Source organism: Pandoraea terrae (genome assembly GCF_902459695.1).
Lineage (GTDB): Bacteria > Pseudomonadota > Gammaproteobacteria > Burkholderiales > Burkholderiaceae > Pandoraea > Pandoraea terrae.
The window spans coordinates 19,846-39,871 of sequence record NZ_CABPRZ010000031.1 but is presented as its reverse complement, the minus strand read 5'-3'; the positions used below and the strand labels follow the sequence as shown (position 1 = coordinate 39,871).

Below are 20,026 nucleotides of genomic sequence, written 5' to 3'. Positions count from 1 at the left end.
CTCAGACAAAGGCGCCCCGCGACCATCTTGAAACTGCCTGCCCAAGACTTTACCGCCCCGCGCGACGACAACCGCCGGCTCGCCAATCTGTGCGGCCCGCTCGATGAAAACCTGCGGCAAATCGAACAGGCGCTCGACGTGTCGATTTCGCGGCGCGGCAACCGCTTCACGGTGCGCGGCAGAAGTGCCGCGATCACGGTGCAGGCGCTCGAAAGCTTCTACAACCGGGCCACCGAACCGCTTTCCGTCGACGACATCCAGCTCGGCCTGGTCGAAACGCGCCAGGGCCACGTGCCGATCGTGCGCCACGGCGACGACAACCCGTTCGTCGGCGGCGGCGAAGACGACGGCGAACAGGACGGCTCGCCCGTGCTGCACACGCGCCGCAGCGACCTCCACGGCCGCACGCCCGCGCAGCGCGACTACCTGAAGCAAATCCTGTCGCACGATGTCACGTTCGGGATCGGTCCGGCCGGCACCGGCAAGACCTATCTCGCGGTCGCGTGCGCCGTCGACGCGCTCGAACGCGACGCCGTCAAACGCATCGTGCTCACGCGCCCTGCGGTCGAAGCCGGCGAACGCCTCGGCTTCCTGCCGGGCGACCTGGCCCAGAAGGTCGACCCGTATCTGCGCCCGCTCTACGACGCGCTGTACGACCTGCTCGGCTTCGACAAGACCCAGAAGTATTTCGAGAAACAGATGATCGAGATCGCGCCGCTCGCCTACATGCGCGGCCGCACGCTCAATCATGCCTTCATCATCCTGGACGAAGCGCAGAACACCACGCCCGAACAGATGAAGATGTTCCTCACCCGCATCGGCTTCGGCAGCAAAGCCGTCGTGACCGGCGATACGACGCAGGTCGACCTGCCCCGCGGCCAGAAAAGCGGGTTGATGGAATCTCAGATAATTCTGAAAGATGTCCGTGGCATTGCCGTCACGCGCTTCACCAGCGTTGACGTCGTCCGTCACCCGCTGGTGGCCAGAATCGTCGATGCCTACGACGCCCATGCGCGCCTTGAAGCCGGGCTCGACCTGCCGGACAACGGTCATGGCGACCGCCGCGTGCGCCGCGATGGCCGGGGCCAGGCATGAGCCGCCGTCCCGGCCTCGATCTGACGGTGCAATTCGCCGCGCCCGCGTTCGCCGGGCACAAGGCAGTGCTGGGGCGTGCCGCCCTGCGCCGCTGGGTGCAGGCCGCGCTGTTTGCCGACGCGGAACTGACGCTGCGGTTCGTCGACGCCGACGAAGGCCAGTCGCTTAACCGCAGCTATCGCGGCAAGGATTACGCCACCAACGTGCTGACATTCGCCTACGCGCAGAGCGAAGACGACCCGGTCAGCGGCGATATCGTGCTGTGCTGTCCGGTCGTCGCGCGTGAAGCCTCGGAACAGAAGATCACGCTCGAAGCGCATTATGCTCATCTGGTCGTGCATGGGGTTTTGCACGCGCAGGGGTACGATCATGAAGACGACGAGGACGCGGCCGAAATGGAAGCCCTCGAAACGGAAATTCTCGCCGTCCTCGGCTATGCTGACCCGTACCAACCGATTGCTGCTGCTTAATCGCCGCCCTGAGCCGCTCACCGCCACCGCATGGAACGACCGCCGAACGACCGCTCTGCCCCTCTCCCGCCGGCCACGACGGCACTCGCACAGGACACCGTGCGTCCGACGTCCGGCCCGCATGCCGAGCACTATCCGCCCGATCTCGGCCACGCCCGTCATCTCAGTCCCGAGGAACTGTCGAAGTCGCTCGACGCCGCGCTGCGCGGCTGGAACGGCAAGCAGGATCTCTGGCTTTTCGCCTACGGTTCGCTGATCTGGAATCCGGGCGTGCCGGTCGAGGAAAACCTGCACGCGCGCGTGTTCGGCTATCACCGCGGCCTGTACCTTTGGTCGCGCGTCAATCGCGGCACGCCGGAACATCCGGGCCTCGTACTCGCCCTCGATCGCGGCGGTTCGTGCGCCGGCGTGGCGCTGCGGCTCGCGGCGCCCACGGTGCGCGCCCACCTGGAGACGCTATGGCACCGCGAAATGGCGCTGGGCTCCTACCGCCCCGCGTGGCTGCACTGCGCGCTTGCCGATGGACGAACGACCCCCGCGCTGGCCTTCGTCATGCGCCGCGACGTCGCCAGCTATGCGGGCCGGCTGTCCGACGACATGATTCGTCAGGTGTTTACGCAGGCCCAGGGCCGCTACGGCACGACCCACGATTACGTGGCCCGTACCGTGAGGGCACTGCGCGAAGCCGGCATGCCCGACCCGGCGCTCGAAGCGGTCCTGCACCGCTGCGGTGCGCCGAATATGAAAACCCGCGGTCGATTGTGACATGCCGCATAGTGTATCCTTGAGTTTCCTGCAACCTCGGCGTCCGCCCAATCTGGACGCGCCGTCATGAACGACCCTTATCCCAGTCGAAAGTCTTCCGACAAACCCCGCTCGCTGCTCGAGCGCCTGACCGACCTGATTTCTCCGGAACCGGAGTCGCGCGCCGAACTGCTCGAAATTCTGCAAGACGCGCACGCCCGTAACCTGATGGACGCCGATTCACTGGCGATGATCGAGGGTGTGTTCCAGGTGGCCGATCTGTGCGCGCGCGACATCATGGTCCCCCGGGCACAGATGGACGCGATCAACATCGCGGAATCCCCCGAGGAATTCATGGCCTTCGCGCTGGAGCAGGCGCACTCGCGCTATCCGGTGTTTGAGGGCAATCGCGACAACATCATCGGCATCCTGCTCGCGAAGGATCTGCTGCGCTTTTACGCCAACGAAGATTTCGACGTGCGCGACATGTTGCGCCCGGCCGTCTTCATCCCGGAATCGAAGCGCCTGAACGTGCTGCTGCACGACTTCCGCGTCAATCGCAACCACATCGCGATCGTCGTCGACGAATACGGCGGCGTCGCCGGCCTGATCACGATCGAAGACGTGCTCGAGCAGATCGTCGGCGATATCGAAGACGAATACGACTTCGAAGAGGAAGAAGACAATATCATCGCCGCGCCCGACGGCACCTACCGGATTCGCGCGCTCACCGAAATCTCGCAGTTCAACGAGGCCTTCGGCACACAGTTCCACGATGACGAAAACGATACCCTCGGCGGCATGATCACGCACCAGTTCGGCCGCGTGCCGCGCCGTGGTGAACGGCTGCGCATCGGCAATCTGATGTTTGAAGTGTTGCGCGCCGACGGCCGCCAGATCCATATGCTGCTGATGCGCCGCGCCGAACCCGGCGCGACGGCCAATGACGATTGACGCCCCGCGTCCGATGCAGGAAATAACGACTGCCGCAGGCGTGCCACGCGGCCGCGCGCGCCCGGCCTGGCGCACCTGCGCCCTTGCCGGAGCGGCCGGCATCGCCCACATGCTCGCCTTCGCGCCGCGCGACTGGTGGTGGCTGCAACTGATCGCACAGGCCGGCCTGTTTGCGCTGATCGAGCGCACCGCCGGCCGCCGGCAGGCCGCGTGGCTGGGCGCCGCGTTCGGACTGGCCTGGTTCATCGCGGGCGTCTGGTGGCTGTACGTCAGCATGCACACATACGGCGGCATGCCCGCGCCGATGGCCGGGCTCGCCGTCGTGCTGTTCGGCGCCTATCTGTCGATTTACCCGGCGGCGGTCGCGGCCGTCACGCGGGCCGTGCCTGCCGCCGGATTCCCGCGTGCAATGGCGTTCGCAGGCGCGTGGACCGTGTTCGAATGGCTGCGCGGCGTCGTTTTCACCGGCTTCCCGTGGCTCTCTCCGGGCTATGCGCACACGGACGGCCCGCTCGCCGGCTTCGCGCCGCTGCTCGGCGTCTACGGTATCGGCGGTCTCGCCGCGTTGACCGCAGCACTGCTGGCACAGCTCGTCCTGCCCCTCGACACGGCGGCGGCGGTCGTACGGCGGCGCATTGCTGCGGCGGGCGGCGCCTTTCTCGTCCTCGCTGCCGGCGTTGCACTCAGCCGCCACGCCTGGACGAGCCCGTCCGGCGCGCCGATCACCGTGCGTCTTCTGCAAGGCAATATCCCGCAGGACATGAAGTTCGAGCGCGCCGGCATCGAACACGGGATGCGGCTTTATCGCGACCTCATCACGGCCACCCCGGCCGACCTCATCGTCACGCCGGAAACGGCCTTCCCGGTGCTGCTCCAGCAGATTCCGGACGACGTTTCCGGCCCGCTGCGCCAGTTTGCCGACCGTACCGGCTCGCACCTGCTTATCGGCACCGTCGGCGCAACGATCACGCCCGCAGGGCTTGCCGTCGACCTGACCAACAGCCTGATCGGCGTGACGCCGAACGACACGACCCTGCACCGCTATGACAAGCACCATCTAGTGCCGTTCGGCGAGTTCGTGCCGTGGGGGTTTCGCTGGTTCGTCGACATGATGCATATCCCGCTGGGAGATTTCCTGCGCGGGTCGGCCACGCCGAGCGGCTTCGCCATTGGCACCCAGCGTGCCGCGCTCGATATCTGCTACGAGGATCTGTTCGGCGAGGAAATCGCCCAGGCACTGCGCAATATGCCTGAACCGGCCTCGATGCTGGTCAATTCGACCAATCTGGCATGGTTCGGCGACACCATCGCGATCGACCAGCATTTGCAGATTTCGCGCATGCGCACGCTGGAAACCGGCCGTCCGATACTGCGGGCGACGAACACCGGCGCTACCGCGATCGTCGACGCCCGGGGCCGCGTACAGGCCCGTCTGCCGGCGTTCACCACCGGCGCACTGACCGGGCACGTTCAGCCCACCCGGGGCTTAACGCCTTACGTACGCTTCGGGAATCTCCCGGCGTTGGGATTGGCCGTGCTGGCGCTCCTGGGCGCCGGAATCGCCGCCCGCCGCCGCAAAGCCGCGGCCGCGCCCTGAGTTTCGGACCGGTATCGGGCGGCGGATTGGGGCGTAACACCCCACGCGAGGAGAAATCCCGCTAAAATTCAACGTTTTAGCCCGCCGGTCCGCGATCGCGGCCGGACCGGCGGGCATCGCCACATCATCCGCGCGAATTGAACATGCTTACCTTTCAACAAGTCATCCTGACACTGCAGGATTACTGGGCCAAGCAAGGCTGTGCATTGCTCCAGCCTTACGACATGGAGGTTGGCGCCGGCACCTCGCACACGGCCACGTTCCTGCGCGCCATCGGCCCGGAGCCGTGGCGTGCCGCCTATGTGCAACCGTCGCGCCGTCCCAAGGACGGCCGCTATGGTGAAAATCCGAATCGGATGCAGCATTACTACCAGTACCAGGTGGTGCTGAAGCCTGCGCCCGAGAACATTCTCGATCTCTATCTGGGCTCGCTGACGGCGCTCGGCCTCGATCTGACCGAAAACGACGTCCGTTTCGTTGAAGACGATTGGGAAAACCCGACACTCGGCGCTTGGGGGCTCGGCTGGGAAGTGTGGCTCAATGGCATGGAAGTCACGCAGTTCACATACTTCCAGCAAGTCGGCGGCCTCGATTGCAAGCCCGTGCTCGGCGAAATCACCTACGGGATCGAGCGTCTGGCCATGTATCTGCAGCAAGTCGAGAACGTCTACGATCTTGTCTGGACGGAATGGCAGGAAGCGACCGACAACGGCCCGGTCACGCGCCGCCTGACCTATGGCGACGTGTTTCATCAGAACGAAGTCGAACAGTCGCGCTACAACTTCGAGCATTCGAACCCGTCGATGCTGTTCGGATTCTTCGACAACTACGAAAACGAAGCGAAGCGCCTGATCGAAGCAGAACTGGCGCTGCCGGCCTACGAAATGATCCTGAAGGCCGCGCACACGTTCAATCTGCTCGACGCGCGCGGCGCCATCTCGGTGACCGAGCGCGCCGCCTACATCGGACGCATTCGCGCGTTGTCGCGTCTGGTCGCGCAAGCGTATTACGCATCCCGCGAGAAGCTGGGCTTCCCGATGTGCAATACCCCCGCCACCGTTTCCCTGCAAGCCGCACAATGAGTACCGCACAACGCACCCTGCTGGTCGAACTGCTGACCGAAGAATTGCCGCCGAAAGCCCTGGCGCGCCTGGGCGATGCTTTCGCCGACGGCTTGGCCATCGGTCTGCGCACGCGCGGCCTGTTGAGCCAGGACAGCGTCGTCACGCCGTTCGCCACCCCGCGCCGCCTGGCAGTATCGATCACGCACGTCCTGGAACGCGCGCCCGACGCGCAGATCCGGGCGAAGGTCCTGCCGGTGTCCGTCGCCCTCGATGCGGCCGGCAATCCGACGCCGCCGCTGGCCAAGAAGCTTGCCGCACTCGGTTTTCCCGACCTGCCCGTCTCGGAACTCGAGCGTGCGGTCGACGGCAAGGCCGAAGCGTTCTTCCATACGTACACCGCACCCGGCGCGCAGTTGGCTGACGCCCTGCAGGCATCGCTCGACGACACGCTCGGCAAGCTGCCGATCCCGAAGGTCATGAGCTACCAGCGCCCGGACGGCGAGACCGTGCAGTTCGTGCGCCCGGTCCACGGCCTGATCGCCCTTTTCGGCGACGCCGTCGTCCCCGCCACGGCCATCGGCCTGTCGTCGGGCAACGTCACGCTCGGCCACCGCTTCCTGTCGAACGGTGAAATCACGATTTCCGGCGCCGACGCCTACGCGCAGACCCTGGAGACCGAAGGCAAGGTCATCGCCAGCTTCACCGCACGGCGTGATGCGATCCGTGCCCAGTTGCTCGCCGCAGCAGGCAGCGATCACGTCGTAATGCCCGATGCGTTGCTCGACGAAGTGACGGCGCTGGTCGAATTCCCGGCCGTGTACGCCTGCCATTTCGAGGAAGTGTTCCTGCGCGTGCCGCAGGAATGCCTGATCCTGACGATGCAGACGAACCAGAAATACTTCGCGCTGACGAACAAGCCGCTCGCCGACGGCGGGCGTCTGACGAACCGCTTCCTGATCGTGTCGAACATTGCGACGGACACGCCCGCGCAAATCGTCACGGGCAACGAGCGCGTGGTGCGTCCGCGGCTGGCCGACGCCAAGTTCTTCTTCGAGCAGGACAAGAAGAAGCCGCTGGCCGACCGCGTGCCGCTGCTCGCGCACGTCGTGTATCACAACAAGCTGGGCTCGCAACTCGCGCGCACGGAGCGACTCGAAGCGCTGGCCGGCGACATTGCCGGCATGATCGGCGGCGATGTCGCGCACGCCCGGCGCGCCGCGCTTCTGGCCAAGGCCGACCTGCTGACCGACATGGTCGGCGAGTTTCCCGAACTGCAGGGCACGATGGGTACGTATTACGCCCGCAACGACGGCGAAGCCGAAGACGTGGCGCTGGCGTGCTCGGAACACTATCAGCCGCGTTTCGCCGGCGATGCCCTGCCGTCGACCCCCACCGGCAGGGCTGTCGCGCTGGCTGACAAGCTCGAAACACTCGTCGGCATCTGGGGCATCGGCCTGCAGCCGACGGGCGAAAAGGACCCGTTCGCACTGCGCCGCCATGCGCTGGGCATCGTGCGCATGTTGGTCGAAAAGCGTCTGCCGGTGATGCTCGACGAACTTCTGCTCGCCGCCTATACCAAGTTCACGGCGGGTGTGGCGTCGTCCGAGTATCTGGAAGACGTCGCGCAGTTCATGTACGACCGTCTGCGCGGCTATCTGCGTGAGCGCGGCTATGCGCCGAACGAGATCGAGGCCGTGTTGGCCAATCGTCCGAAGTACATCGGCGACGTGACCGAGCGTCTGGACGCCGTGCGCACCTTCGCGGCCCTGCCCGAAGCCGAGGCGCTGGCCGCGGCGAACAAGCGTATCGGCAATATCCTGAAGAAGACGGCGCCGCCGCCGGATGGCACCATCAACGAAGGCCGGCTGGAAGAAGCCGCCGAGGTCGCGCTGTTCGCGGCGTTCCGCAAGGTCGCGCCAATCGTGGAAGAGAAGTACAACGCCCGCGCCTATACCGACGCGCTGCTGGCGCTCGCGCAACTGCGCGCGGCCGTCGACACCTTCTTCGACGACGTGATGGTGATGGCCGAGAACGACGCGTTGCGCAACAACCGCCTGACGTTGCTGCACAATCTGCACACGCGGATGAATCTCGTCGCCGACCTTTCCAAACTGGCTGCCTGACGCCCTTTCGCCATGGACTCGCGCAAAGATCGTAACCCCGGGGCTGCCGCCCGCAAGCTGGTGATACTGGATCGTGACGGCGTGATCAACGCCGACTCGGACCAGTTCATCAAGACGCCGAACGAATGGGTCGCCATTCCCGGCAGTCTCGAAGCGATCGGCCAGCTCAACCAGGCCGGCTACCGCGTGGTCGTGGCGAGCAACCAGAGCGGCGTGGGCCGCGGTCTGTTCGACATGGCCGCGCTCAACGCAATGCACACGAAGATGCACCGCGCAGCGGCGGCCGTCGGCGGGCGTATCGATGCCGTGTTCTTCTGTCCGCACACGGCCGCCGACAACTGCGATTGCCGCAAGCCAAAGCCCGGCATGATGCAGGAAATCGCACGCCGGTACGAAATCGACCTGACTGGCGTGCCGGTCGTCGGCGATTCGTTGCGCGATCTGCAGGCGGGTGCGGCCGTCGGCGCGGCGCCGCACCTGGTGCTGACCGGCAAAGGCAAGAAAACACAAGCGGAGGGCAATCTCCCCGCAGGCACGCGAATCCACGACAGCCTGTCGGCTTTCGTACTCGATTATCTTGCGGGCGAGCCGTCCTGACGCTCACCGGAACCTGAATAGAACTCCCCATGCTGCGACTGCGTTCCGCGTTGTTTTTCGCCTTCCAGATCCTGTACACGATCCCCTATGCCACGGCGTGCTTCGTGCTGTTTCCGTTCATGCCGCCGGTAGCGCGATACTGGTTCGCGGCGGGCTGGTGCAAGTCGGTGATCTTCGTTGGCCGCTGGCTGTGTGGCATCCGCTATCGCGTGATCGGCTGGGAAAACCTGCCCGACGGACACGCGGTGCTGCTGTCGAAGCATCAATCGGCATGGGAGACGATCGCATTGCCCGCGCTGATGCCGCGCCCCTTGTGTTTCGTGTTCAAACGCGAGTTGCTGTACGTTCCCTTCTTCGGATGGGCGCTTGGTATGCTCCGCATGATTCACATCAATCGCCAGAAAGGCAAAGATGCGTTTCAGTCGGTGGTCAATCAGGGGCAGCAGCGCCTGGACGAAGGCGCGTGGATCATCATGTTCCCGGAAGGCACGCGCACGCGCTCGGGCACCCGCAACAAATACAAGTCGGGCGGCGCACGCCTGGCCGCCGCGACGCAAACGCCGGTCGTGCCGATCGCGCACAATGCGGGCCGCGTGTGGCCGCGCAATTCGTTCGTGAAGTATCCGGGCGAAGTGATCGTGTCGATCGGCCCCGTGATTCCGACGGCGGGATTGACACCGGATGCGGTGAACACGCGCGTCGAACAGTGGATTGAAGCCGAGATGGACCGGATCGATCCATCGGCCTATGCGAAGCCCTATGTGTCAGCAACGCCGGTGACGCGTACGTAACGGCATCACGCAACGCGAACCGCACTCGAGAGGCATCCTCATGTCGAAGGCCCGCCCCGCCACCCGCCCCCGACGGCATGAGGACATTGCACCACAATTGGAACTTCCGCTTTTTGACGCCGGCGCTGCGCCGTCTTCGTCTCCCGAGACCGAACCGCGCCGAGTACCTGCCGGCAACGAACGCGTGATGCTCATCGAGGCGCAGCCGCTCTACTATCGTTTTAAACGTTCGTCGCGCCGGACCATCGGCTTCATGATTGACGAAGCCGGGCTGTCCGTGACCGCGCCGCGCTGGGTGACGCTCGCTGAGGTCGAGGCGGCCATTCTTGAAAAGAAGCGCTGGATCTTCAGCAAGATCGCGGAGTATCGAGAGCGCGCCACGCGGCGCGCGATTCCGAAGATCCATTGGGCCGACGGCGCAACGCTACCGTACCTGGGGCACAAGCTGACGATCCGGCTGGGCGGGCATCCCGGCGCTTCGCTCTATGATATCGCCACGCACACACTGTGGCTCGACCTGCCGCCGCAGGCCGCGCCGACGCAGATGCGCGACCGCGTCCAGGGCTGGCTCCAACAGGAAGCGCGCAAGCTGTTCGCAACGCGCCTCGATGTGTATGGCGAGCGCCTCGGGGTGCGGCACACTGCATTGGCGTTGTCATCGGCCGCCACGCGTTGGGGGAGTTGCAGCGCGGACGGACGCATCCGGCTGAACTGGCGGCTCATTCATTTCCCGCTGGGCGTGATCGATTATGTGGTGGCGCACGAACTGGCGCATTTGAAAGAGATGAATCACGGCCCGCGCTTCTGGCGCGCGGTCGCGTCCATCTTTCCGGAATTCGAGGCAGCGCGCGATACGCTCAAATCGCACGCGCCTGAATGGGTGCCGGAGCTGTAGCCGGCGGGATTCGGTGGGGCAGGTCTGCAGGGGTTTGGCTCGAGGGCTACAATGGAGTCTCATTTTTCCCCCTGAAGCAAAACACTATGCGAATGCTCCACACGATGCTGCGCGTCGGCGACCTGCAGCGCTCGATCGATTTTTATACGCGCGTGCTCGGCATGCAGTTGCTGCGCCAAAGCGAAAACCGCGAGTACAAGTACACGCTGGCGTTCGTGGGCTATGGCCCGGAAAGCGAAAATGCGGTGCTCGAACTGACGTACAACTGGGGTACCGAGAAGTATGAACTTGGCACTGCGTTCGGCCATCTGGCAGTGGAGGTGGACGATGCGTACAAGGCTTGCGAGACAATTCGCGCCGCCGGCGGCAAGGTGTCGCGCGAGGCTGGCCCGGTGAAAGGCGGTACGACAGTGATCGCGTTCGTCGAAGATCCGGATGGGTACAAGATCGAGCTGATCCAGAAGCATTCGGCAAAGGGCGCGCTGTAAGCGTTGGCGTTGGCGTTTGGCTTACGGCCAGCGCCGCCGACTCTCGACCCGCTTTCCACGCTCGCGCCAGCCGCTTTATCGACCCTCCTTCCGCTCCCGGAGCACACGTCCGCTGCAGGAGGGTCAATAAAACGGCACCAGCGCTGCCGTGCCTTTGATTCCCGGTCCGTCGAAGACCCGCTTCACACTCCCCCGCGCGACACTTTGCCCTCCGTAACCGCCGCCAGTGCGGCACTCCCAGCGACGGTCCCTACAGCCAAAGTGTCGTGAGACGCAGCCGTTCATCGACCCGGGGCCAGCATCGCAATCACCGTTGGCGTGACTTCCCGCGGGGGTGCTCCCCTCGATGCATGGCGCCGGCAATGGCGCTGGTTTTGCGAAGCAAAAGTAGCTCCGTTGGCGGCCCCGGGCGCCAGACAAAGCGCAAGCACAGCAATTTGAGATGGGGTCCAGCGTCGCAATCTGATACGTGATGAATTCCCGCAATCGGGTCTAGCCGCGATCCAATGCCAACGACCCCGCCAACCACTGCGTAAAGTCGGCAACAACCCGTGCGTCAATCTCATGCCCGATGTCGTACCGATGTGTCTCGTGACGCACGCCAAGTTGATCAAGCCAGCGATCCGCACGCTCAGCCCAGTCAATCGGCAGTTTGTTGTCGTAGCGGCCGTGCGCAATGAACGCCGTTAATGCCTTCAAGGCTTCAGTCGAAGCGATTTGCGGGGCGATCTCCGGCAAAATACGTCCGCTCAGAATCGCAAATCCTTTCACGGCCTCAGGCGATGTCAAACCGACGCTCGCACTCAAGATGCCGCCCTGACTGAAGCCCGCAATCACCGTCGGTAATGGATTCGCACCATCAGCCGCGCGCAATTCGCGTAGCAGCGCGACCAAACGCTCTCGGCTCGATTCGGCCTGCAACGGATCAATCGCCGGCACACCCGTCGCAAAACTGACCTCGAACCACCCGAACTGCCCCGGCGCGAAGGTCAACGGTCCCCGCACAAGTAATGTCTCCACGCGCGCGTCTAGCTGCGCGGCCAATCCCTCCAGATTGGTTTCGTTGCCACCGACACCATGCAGCAGCAACAGCCGCGCACGTGCCGGCGCCTCGCGCTTGACGCCAAAGCGCCGATATCGCAATCCAGTCGCCGCCGATTCGATCAACGAGACCGCCGCATGCGTGTCGCTCATTTGAATTCTCCAGTTCGCCATCGGGACCCGCCCCCGATTCCATTCCCCCCAGTCTATTGGGCCGCACCCTCCCGATAAACCGCGCAGCATGAAATTGATCGTCCCCCGGAACAGGACAATCGGCCGGAAACTTTCGATCGAAACTATCAGGTGTCGCGCGCGAATGCACCAAATCGGGGACAATGGGCGTCCGCATCCCACATGATTTCGCCAGAAGCCCGCATCATGCCGTCGTTTGTGACTCGCGTTCCGACGACCACACGGGGGATGGCACGCTGCCCGCCGGGATCAACCGGGTAAACCGGCGACGCTGAGCGCCCGCGCAAGGGCGACGTATTCATCGACGGATACGTCTTCGGCGCGTCGGGTGAGATCAAAGCCCAAGGCATCAAAGTCGAGACGGTCGCGATACTTCCCCAAGGTGTTGCGCAACATTTTCCGGCGCTGCGAAAATGCCTGCGCCACGACTTCCTCGAACGCCTTCAAATCGACCTGGGGCAGATCGGCCGCTGCCCGCGGGATCATGCGAACGATGGCCGAATCGACCTTCGGCGGCGGATTGAATGCTTCGGGTGGGACATCCATCACTTTGTCCATCCAGTAACGGTACTGCAGCATCACGGACAGGCGGCTGTAGTCGCTGGAGCCCGGAGCGGCAACCATGCGTTCAACCACTTCGTTCTGCAACATGAAATGCTGATCGCGTACTACGGCCGCAAAGCGCATGAGATGGAACAGCAGGGGACTCGAGATGTTGTACGGCAGGTTGCCGACAATGCGCAGCGGTTTCTCTTGCGCACGTTCGGCCGGGACGAGCGACGCGAAATCGAAGTCGAGGGCGTCGCCCGCATGTACCGTGACACGCTCGGCGAAGCGGCGCTGCAGGCGCGCGACCAGGTCGCGATCGAGTTCGACGACGTGCAAATGTGCCAGCCATTCGGTCAAGGGCGTGGTCAGGGCGCCAAGTCCCGGGCCGATTTCGACCATGAGGTCGTCTTTCTGCGGTCCAATGACGCTGACGATCCCGGCAATGACGCCGGTGTCGACGAGAAAGTTCTGACCGAAACGTTTGCGCGCCACGTGGCCCTGATGGACGCCCGTGCGCTTGCCCGCGCTGCTCATGTGAATTCCTTAGGTACGCGGTGACCGCGTGCGGGCGTGACCCGCCCGGGTGTTTGCCGAAGGGGCCGCGTCAGGCGCGCCCCGAGGTTGTGTTCGATTTTTCAACGGGTGTTTGGCACGATGGGCCGCCATCTCGGCCGCCGTGCGCAGTGCCTCGACAAGGCTGCCGCTCTCGGCACGCCCGGTGCCGGCAAGATCAAGCGCGGTTCCGTGATCGACGGACGTGCGCACGATCGGCAAGCCAAGGGTGATGTTGACGCCTGCGCCAAAGCTCGCGTATTTGAGGACCGGCAAGCCTTGGTCGTGGTACATCGCCAGGACACAGTCGGCGTCGGCAAGATGCCTCGGCTGAAACAAGGTGTCGGCCGGATAAGGGCCCGTCGCATGAATGCCCGCGGCCTGTGCGTCGCGCAACGCCGGGGTGATGACGTCGATTTCCTCTCGACCAAGATAGCCGGCCTCGCCCGCATGCGGATTCAAGCCGGTCACGAGAATGTGCGGCTTCGCAATGCCGAAATCGCGCCGCAATCCGGTGTCGACAATGGCCAAGGTCTCGTAGAGATCGCCCCGCTCGATGGCAGCAGGGACTTGCGCGAGCGGCAAGTGCGTCGTCGCCAGTGCGACACGCAAGCCGCCCCCCGCAAGCATCATGACGACTTTCGGGGTCCGGGTGCGTTGCGCGAGATATTCGGTATGGCCGGTAAAGGGCACGCCACAATCGTTGATGGTGCTCTTCTGAAGCGGCGCGGTGACAATGGCGTCGTAGTGCCCGGCCATGGCGCCGTCAATGGCATCGTCAAGCAACGCCAGCACATAGCGGCCGTTGGCAGCATCGAGCCGGCCAGCGACCACCGGCGCCGCAGTGGCGTGTGGCACGACCCGCACGCGCGGCCCCGCAAGCATGTTCGACCAGGCATCGGCCAAACCAACGGCCTGCGCACGCTCGGCGAGTAAATCGGCGTCGCCCAGGACATGGAAGACGACGCCGGCAAACGCCGCGTCGGCCACGCCGGTCCCGCCTGCGTCCGGGCCCAGCAGGCCGGCCAAAGCCTGCACGGTCAACTCGGGCCCGACCCCGGCGGGTTCGCCGGTGGTGATCGCGAGAACCAGAGGACGCGCAGACGTCATGCGATGCGCGCTTACTGCGCGTTGCCAGTGCGGTAGTCGACGTAGGCGCTGTCGCGCAACTGCTGCAGCCAGTCGCGGTACTGCTGTTCGGCCTTGCGGCTGCGCAGTTCCTGCGTGGCGAGATTGCGCTCCTGATCTCCGGTGACTTTGCTCTCGCGGTGCCCCAGCACCTGGATCAGGTGATAGCCATACTCGGTGCGCACCGGATCGCTGATCTGGTTGTCCTTCAGTTCGGACAGGGCGCGCTCGAACGCCGGCACGGTTTCACCCGGGGAAACCCAGCCAAGATCGCCACCCTGCGACGCCGAGCCGTCGGCCGACAGCCGGCGCGCAAAGTCACCGAAATTGCCCTGACCTTTTTCCAGTTGCGCCTTGACGTCGAGCAGCTTCTGACGCGCCTGCGCTTCCGAAACGCCGTCGCCGATGCGAATCAGGATGTGACGCGCGTGAATCTGCGGCACGGTCATGCCGTCCTGCGCACCGCCTTGTTGACGCTTCTCAACGAGCTTCACGACGTGGAAGCCGTTGCTGCTGCGCAGCACCTGCGGCACCACCTGTCCGTCCTTGAGCTTGTTGACCTGATTCAGGAACAGATCGGGGATGCGCTCCGGAATGCGGTACCCCATGTCGCCGCCGTTGGAGGCATCGCCGCTGTCAGAGTACTGCTGCGCCAATTGTGCGAAATCGGCGCCCGATTTGGCCTTCGACAACGCTTCTTCGGCCTTCTTCTTGGCGGCGTCGATCTGCGTGGCCGAAGCGCCGTCCGGCACCTTCACGAGAATCTGGGCAAGACGGTATTCGCTTTCCGTCGCCGGGGCAGCGCTCGCGCCGCGCTGGGCGGTGAGAAACGCGTTGATTTCCGATTCGCCGACCTGCACCTGGCTGTCGACTTCCCGGTCACGCAAACGGGCCATCGTGATCTGGTCGCGCACTTCCTTGCGGAAGGCCTCCCACGATACGCCAGCGGCCCCGAGACGCGTACGGTACTGGTCGACGCTCATGTGGTTATCGGCAGCCACGCGCTGTACCGCCTGCTCGACATCCGCATCCTTGACGACGATGCCGTCTTCCTTGGCGCGCTGCAATTGCACGCGCGTCACGATCATCTGCTCGAGGATCTGGCGCTGCACGACGTCGCCTTCCGGAATCGGACGGTTTTGCTGCTTGAGCTGGCGCATCGTCTCGTTCACACGCGCATCAAGTTCCTTTTTCGTAATGACGCTGTCGTTGACGACCGCCACGATCGAATCCACAGGCTTGACCGCCGAGGTCCCGTGCGCGGCCGCGCCGCCGGTCGCCGGCACGGGCTGGGCCACCGCGAGGTTGGCAGCAAGACACAGGCTCGCCAGCAGCGAGACACGCTTCACAATGAGGTCATTCATAGTTGCTGAATCGAGAAGGAATCTGGTTCGTCGGCGCCGTCATATAGCCAGGCACGGCTGCCTTGAAGGCTTCGGTCGCGCTCGTGCCCGACTTCGAAAGCCCCTTGAGTTCTAGCTGCGCGAACACGCGGCTCGTCGTGGTGGTCGCGTTGGTCGCGTAGCGCTGCACGCCAAAGCGGAACGCCCAGCAGTCGGCATCATACTCGAAACCGCCCAGCGCATCGATGAACGTCTTGTCGCTCAGGCTGTAGTTGACGCGCCCCACGACGCCGAAGCGAGGTGTAATCGGCCATTGGCCGGAAAGTTCGATCTGGTTGATCGGAGATTCCCCAACGATCGTCGACGTTCGCAGATAGCGGTAATAGGCGTTGAATACCTTGCGCTCGCCCGGACGCCATGTGATGCCCACGTCCGACCGGTTGAATTGCTTGGTGTTCTGGCTGTATTGGACCGCCGTGGCAAAGCTCACGTTGCGGGCAATCAGCATCGACGCGCCGACAAGCAAGTCGGACGGGCCGGTATCTTCCGGCAACGTCGTCGGTGTCAGCGTAACGCGGGACTGGGTCAGGTTGTAGCGCTGCGCAATCCAGAAGCGGGCGCGTTCGATACCGGAATCCGAGTCGATGAAACGGGATGTGACACCCGCGGTGACGCGATTGGCGTCTGCAATCCGGTCGTTACCGACGAACGAGTTCTCACTGAAGATTTCCGCGAGGTTGAAGTCGGCGTGCGCCGTATCGAACAGCGGGATCGAATTCTGGTTTCGGTACGGCGTATACACGTAAAACAGACGCGGTTCCAGCGTTTGGGTCATGTTCAGGCCAAACAGATGGACCGGTCGCTCGAACGTCAGCCCCGTATCGAAACTGAACGTCGGCACCGTACGGTTGATGCTGTTCGGCACGCCGGGCGTCAGGTTGTCGAGCTGGTACGAGGTCGCGTTGAAGATGACCTTCGGAATGACAAAATATCCCGGCGTCAGAATCGGGTAGCTCAGCGTCGGCTGGATGTACAAGCGCTCGCCATTCGGTTGCGACGCGTTGGGCACTGCGATGCGAAAGCGTGTGTAGTCGATCGGCATCGTGAAGTCGAAGCCGTGCCAGTCCATCTTGTTATAGGTCGCCAACAGTTGCGGCACGCGCTCATACGGCGCCGTACTCGGCAGGAGCGCCTGATACTTCAGCACACGGGCCAAAAACGACCAATCCCCCTTGCTCCACGTCAACCCCGCCTCGCGGTTGTACAGACGCGTCACGCCAGTCTGGAAGGTCGTGCCCGTCCCGAAATCATCCGGATAGGTGTCGTCGGAAACCTTGGTGAAGTTGACGTACGCGCCGACGCCATACCCGAGGGTTTGGTTGTGTACCCAAGTGTATGTGTAACGGTTCGGGTTTCCGTCCTTGCCCTTGTCGCGCGGCAGATACTCGACGTGAAACAGCCCGGAATACGTCGGTTCCAGGTAGCGCAAATCGGCATTCAGCATCACGCCGCGCTTGGCCATGAAGCGCGGTGTGATCGTCAGGTCGCGGTTCGGCGCGATATTGAAATAATACGGCTGCAGGAATTCCAGGCCGGTCGTGCTCGACTGGCCGAATGTCGGCGCAAGCAGGCCGGATTTGCGCTCATTCGTGGTCGGAAACGACATGTACGGGCTCGCCAGGATCGGCACCCCCTGAAAGAACAACACGCCGTTATAGGCCGTGCCCTCGTTGGCTTCCGTATCGAATTCGAACTCGGAGGCCTTGATGTACCAAGCGGGGTCGTCGGTGCATGCACAGCCGGAGTAGGTGCCCTTCGTCACGGTGATCTGGTCGCCGCCCGTCATGTCGATGCGCGCCGACTTGCCGCCCCCGCCGTTGCTCAGCGTGTAGGTCGGGGTCAGCATGTAGCCTTCGCTCGCGCCCGTGTACATGTGGGCTTCCGGTCCGACGAAAGTGTTGCCGCTATCGATCAGGCGCGCGTTGCCGCGCACGACGACCTCGTCCGTGTCCTGGTCATAGGTCAGTCGGTCGCCCTTGGCGACCGATTTGAAATGGCGGACTTCGGCATCGCCGTCGACTGCCATGTCCCGGTCGGTGCGGCCGGTCATCCGGTCTCCGCGCAGAAAGAGCGGCGTGTCCTGGCCGGGCTTCAGCGTGAAATCACCGATCGCGGGCACAGTCTGGAGGCTCAGCCCGTCGGCCGGCGGCGCGGCGGGCGTCTCCTGCGCGCCGGCCAGCGAACACCACACGCCGGGCAGCGACAGCAGCAGGGCCAGCGGCTTGCGCCGCGTCCGCAGGAGGCGGTGAATCGGCGAAAAATCGTGTTCTGAGACGTGTTTAGGCGGCATGTACGCAAACGGCGTGACAATCGAGGCGCCGCTGGCGGGCGGCCAGACCCGCACTCCCGCACGGCGGCACCGGGGCGAGCGAGACGGTCGATCGAGGTCGAGAAATAGGGCGTTTGGAAAACATCATCGGGTATTATATGGCAAGACGTTTTCACCCCCTATCATGACCGCACAATCGATCGCCCAAGCGCGTGTTTCCGAGTCTTCCGCCCTCCCCGGCGCCCCGTCGGACACCCCGGATCTCCGTATTGAAGCCCTGCATGCCTGGCTGGCCTCGCTGCCCGCCGAATTCGCCCTCGAGCCCGCCACGCTGACCCCTGCCTCCGCAGATGCCAGCTTCCGGCGCTATTTCCGCATCGCGAGCGCCTCGGCCAGCCATCCGACGCTGATCGTCATGGATGCCCCGCCGCCGCAGGAAGACTGTCGCCCGTTCGTCCATGTCGCCGGACTGCTGCAGGAAGCCGGCCTCTCGGCCCCGCGCGTGCTGGCCGAGGATCTCATTCAGGGGTTCCTGTTGCTCACGGACCTCGGCCGTGACACCTATCTCGACGTGTTGTCCGACGAAAACGCCCGCCCGCTCATGCGTGCGGCGATCGACGCACTCATCGTCTGGCAGAAAAGTTCGCGCGAAGGCGTGCTGCCCCCGTACGACACGGCGCTGCTACAACGTGAACTCGACCTGTTTCCGACGTGGTACGTTGCCCAGCATCTGAAGACGGCGCTCACAGTGGAGCAGCAAGCCACGCTCGACGACATCAACCACCTGTTGATCGAGAGCGCGCTGGCGCAGCCCAAGGTGTTCGTGCACCGGGACTTCATGCCGCGCAACCTGATGGCGCCGCCGGGCGACAATACCGCGCCGGGCATCCTCGACTTCCAGGACGCGGTCTACGGACCGCTCACGTACGACGTCATCTCGCTGCTGCGCGATGCGTTCATCAGTTGGGATGAAGAACGCGAACTCGACTTTCTTGCGTATTACTGGGAACGCGCCCGCAAGGCCGGTCTTCCCGTCGACCCCGACTTCGCCGAGTTCTACCGCCAGTGCGAATGGATGGGCCTGCAGCGCCATCTGAAGGTCATCGGCATTTTCGCGCGCATCAATTATCGCGACGGCAAGCCGCGCTATCTCGCCGACACGCCGCGCTTCCTGGCGTACGCCCGCAAGGTCGCCGACCGTTACGGCGCGCTGCGTCCGCTCGCGCTGCTGCTCGACACGCTGACCGGGCAATCCGCCGACGTCGGCTACACCTTCTGAGGACGCCCGGCATGAAGGCGATGATTTTCGCCGCCGGCCGCGGCGACCGCATGCGGCCGCTGACGGACACGGCCCCGAAGCCGATGCTGCCGGTCGGCGGCAAACCGCTGATCGTCTGGCAGATCGAACGCCTCGCGCAGGCCGGTCTCACCGACATCGTGATCAATCACGCCTGGCTGGGCGCGCGGATCGAATCCGAACTCGGCGACGGCCGGCAATTCGGCGTACGTCTGGCGTACTCACCGGAGCCCGAAGCACTGGAGACGGCCGGCGGCGTCGCTCAGGCGCGGCCGCTGCTGTCGACTCGCGCCGCGGGCGAAGCGGACATCTTCCTCGCCGTTGCCGGCGACATCTTTACCGATTTCGACTTCGGCACGCTGGCCGTGCACGCACGCAAGCTCGCCGCAATGCCAGCGCCCGGCATGCATCTGGTGATGGTGCCGAACCCGCCGTTCCACGCGGCCGGCGACTTTGCCCTTGCCCCCGCCGGACGCCTGTATCCGCGCGGAGCAGCGCCCGCCGGCGCGCCGACCCTGACGTTCGGCAGTATCGGCCTGTACGATCTGCGCCTGTTCGACGACATCAAGGCCGGCACCCGCCTGGCCATGAGCCCGCTGTACCGCGACACCATTGCGGCGGGCCGCGCCACGGGCGAGCGCTTTGACGGCCGTTGGGAAAACATCGGCACTCCGGCGCAATTGGCCACGCTCGACGCACAGGTCCGCGCCGAAATCGGTGCCGGCGGCCGCACTGACAGCGGCAACAATGCCCCACCGGCGCTAGAATCTGCCTGAC

Annotated in this window: 18 protein-coding genes; 13 read left to right on the top strand and 5 right to left on the bottom strand. The window is 64.4% G+C overall.

Translation table 11 applies throughout. From position 1 onward, the window contains the following. The first annotated feature begins 24 nt into the window (after positions 1 to 24). The 11 genes from PTE30175_RS24660 to gloA all read left to right on the top strand — a co-directional run bounded on the left by PTE30175_RS24660 (position 25) and on the right by gloA (position 10,818). Positions 25 to 1,095 carry a PhoH family protein gene (locus tag PTE30175_RS24660; protein WP_420819676.1) on the top strand — a complete coding sequence of 357 codons (1,071 nt, stop codon included), beginning with the start codon at positions 25 to 27 and terminating at the stop codon, positions 1,093 to 1,095. Further along, positions 1,092 to 1,565 (top strand): rRNA maturation RNase YbeY, encoded by a 474-nt coding sequence (gene ybeY / locus PTE30175_RS24655; protein ID WP_150699707.1) that lies wholly within the window; start codon positions 1,092 to 1,094, stop codon positions 1,563 to 1,565. The genes PTE30175_RS24660 and ybeY overlap by 4 nt, the downstream gene beginning before the upstream one ends. A 30-nt stretch (positions 1,566 to 1,595) precedes the next feature. Next, a complete protein-coding gene (locus PTE30175_RS24650; protein ID WP_150699706.1) occupies positions 1,596 to 2,330 on the top strand; it encodes a gamma-glutamylcyclotransferase in 735 nt (244 codons plus the stop codon). A 66-nt stretch (positions 2,331 to 2,396) separates the two neighbouring features. Continuing rightward, positions 2,397 to 3,263 (top strand): HlyC/CorC family transporter, encoded by an 867-nt coding sequence (locus PTE30175_RS24645; RefSeq protein ID WP_150699705.1) that lies wholly within the window; start codon positions 2,397 to 2,399, stop codon positions 3,261 to 3,263. Then, on the top strand, positions 3,253 to 4,860 hold the full coding sequence (gene lnt / locus PTE30175_RS24640) for an apolipoprotein N-acyltransferase (RefSeq protein ID WP_263596299.1): 1,608 nt from the start codon (positions 3,253 to 3,255) through the stop codon (positions 4,858 to 4,860). The genes PTE30175_RS24645 and lnt overlap by 11 nt, the downstream gene beginning before the upstream one ends. Positions 4,861 to 5,003: 143 nt before the next feature. Then, positions 5,004 to 5,942 (top strand): glycine--tRNA ligase subunit alpha, encoded by a 939-nt coding sequence (glyQ, locus tag PTE30175_RS24635; protein WP_150699704.1) that lies wholly within the window; start codon positions 5,004 to 5,006, stop codon positions 5,940 to 5,942. Continuing rightward, positions 5,939 to 8,047, top strand: coding sequence for a glycine--tRNA ligase subunit beta (glyS, locus tag PTE30175_RS24630; RefSeq protein WP_150699703.1), 2,109 nt, complete (start codon positions 5,939 to 5,941; stop codon positions 8,045 to 8,047). The genes glyQ and glyS overlap by 4 nt, the downstream gene beginning before the upstream one ends. A gap of 12 nt (positions 8,048 to 8,059) precedes the next feature. After that, on the top strand, positions 8,060 to 8,644 hold the full coding sequence (gmhB, locus tag PTE30175_RS24625; RefSeq protein WP_150699702.1) for a D-glycero-beta-D-manno-heptose 1,7-bisphosphate 7-phosphatase: 585 nt from the start codon (positions 8,060 to 8,062) through the stop codon (positions 8,642 to 8,644). 29 nt (positions 8,645 to 8,673) lie between these two features. Beyond that, positions 8,674 to 9,435 carry a lysophospholipid acyltransferase family protein gene (locus PTE30175_RS24620; protein WP_150699701.1) on the top strand — a complete coding sequence of 254 codons (762 nt, stop codon included), beginning with the start codon at positions 8,674 to 8,676 and terminating at the stop codon, positions 9,433 to 9,435. A 40-nt stretch (positions 9,436 to 9,475) separates the two neighbouring features. Next, the gene (locus PTE30175_RS24615; RefSeq protein WP_150699700.1) at positions 9,476 to 10,330 is read left to right on the top strand and encodes a M48 family metallopeptidase; all 855 of its coding nucleotides are present in this window, start codon (positions 9,476 to 9,478) and stop codon (positions 10,328 to 10,330) included. An 86-nt stretch (positions 10,331 to 10,416) separates the two neighbouring features. Next, a complete protein-coding gene (gloA, locus tag PTE30175_RS24610; protein ID WP_150699699.1) occupies positions 10,417 to 10,818 on the top strand; it encodes a lactoylglutathione lyase in 402 nt (133 codons plus the stop codon). A gap of 492 nt (positions 10,819 to 11,310) precedes the next feature. On the opposite strand, the gene PTE30175_RS24605 is transcribed toward gloA, so the two are convergent. From PTE30175_RS24605 to PTE30175_RS24585, 5 genes are all read right to left on the bottom strand, one after another. Continuing rightward, entirely contained in the window at positions 11,311 to 12,012 is a 702-nt protein-coding gene (locus tag PTE30175_RS24605) for an alpha/beta hydrolase (protein WP_150699698.1), read from the bottom strand. Between the two features lie 288 nt (positions 12,013 to 12,300). Next, a complete protein-coding gene (gene rsmA, locus PTE30175_RS24600; RefSeq protein ID WP_150699697.1) occupies positions 12,301 to 13,134 on the bottom strand; it encodes a 16S rRNA (adenine(1518)-N(6)/adenine(1519)-N(6))-dimethyltransferase RsmA in 834 nt (277 codons plus the stop codon). Between the two features lie 9 nt (positions 13,135 to 13,143). Next, positions 13,144 to 14,262 carry a 4-hydroxythreonine-4-phosphate dehydrogenase PdxA gene (gene pdxA, locus PTE30175_RS24595; RefSeq protein ID WP_150699696.1) on the bottom strand — a complete coding sequence of 373 codons (1,119 nt, stop codon included), beginning with the start codon at positions 14,260 to 14,262 and terminating at the stop codon, positions 13,144 to 13,146. Between the two features lie 11 nt (positions 14,263 to 14,273). Then, positions 14,274 to 15,644, bottom strand: a complete 1,371-nt coding sequence (locus tag PTE30175_RS24590) for a peptidylprolyl isomerase (protein ID WP_150699695.1) — start codon at positions 15,642 to 15,644, stop codon at positions 14,274 to 14,276. Continuing rightward, a complete protein-coding gene (locus PTE30175_RS24585) occupies positions 15,637 to 17,973 on the bottom strand; it encodes an LPS-assembly protein LptD (protein ID WP_150699694.1) in 2,337 nt (778 codons plus the stop codon). The genes PTE30175_RS24590 and PTE30175_RS24585 overlap by 8 nt, the downstream gene beginning before the upstream one ends. A gap of 163 nt (positions 17,974 to 18,136) precedes the next feature. Between PTE30175_RS24585 and PTE30175_RS24580 the strand changes: the two genes are divergently transcribed. Next, positions 18,137 to 19,231, top strand: coding sequence for an aminoglycoside phosphotransferase family protein (locus tag PTE30175_RS24580; RefSeq protein ID WP_150699693.1), 1,095 nt, complete (start codon positions 18,137 to 18,139; stop codon positions 19,229 to 19,231). 11 nt (positions 19,232 to 19,242) lie between these two features. Next, the gene (murU, locus tag PTE30175_RS24575; RefSeq protein ID WP_150699692.1) at positions 19,243 to 20,025 is read left to right on the top strand and encodes an N-acetylmuramate alpha-1-phosphate uridylyltransferase MurU; all 783 of its coding nucleotides are present in this window, start codon (positions 19,243 to 19,245) and stop codon (positions 20,023 to 20,025) included. Position 20,026: the final 1 nt, after the last annotated feature.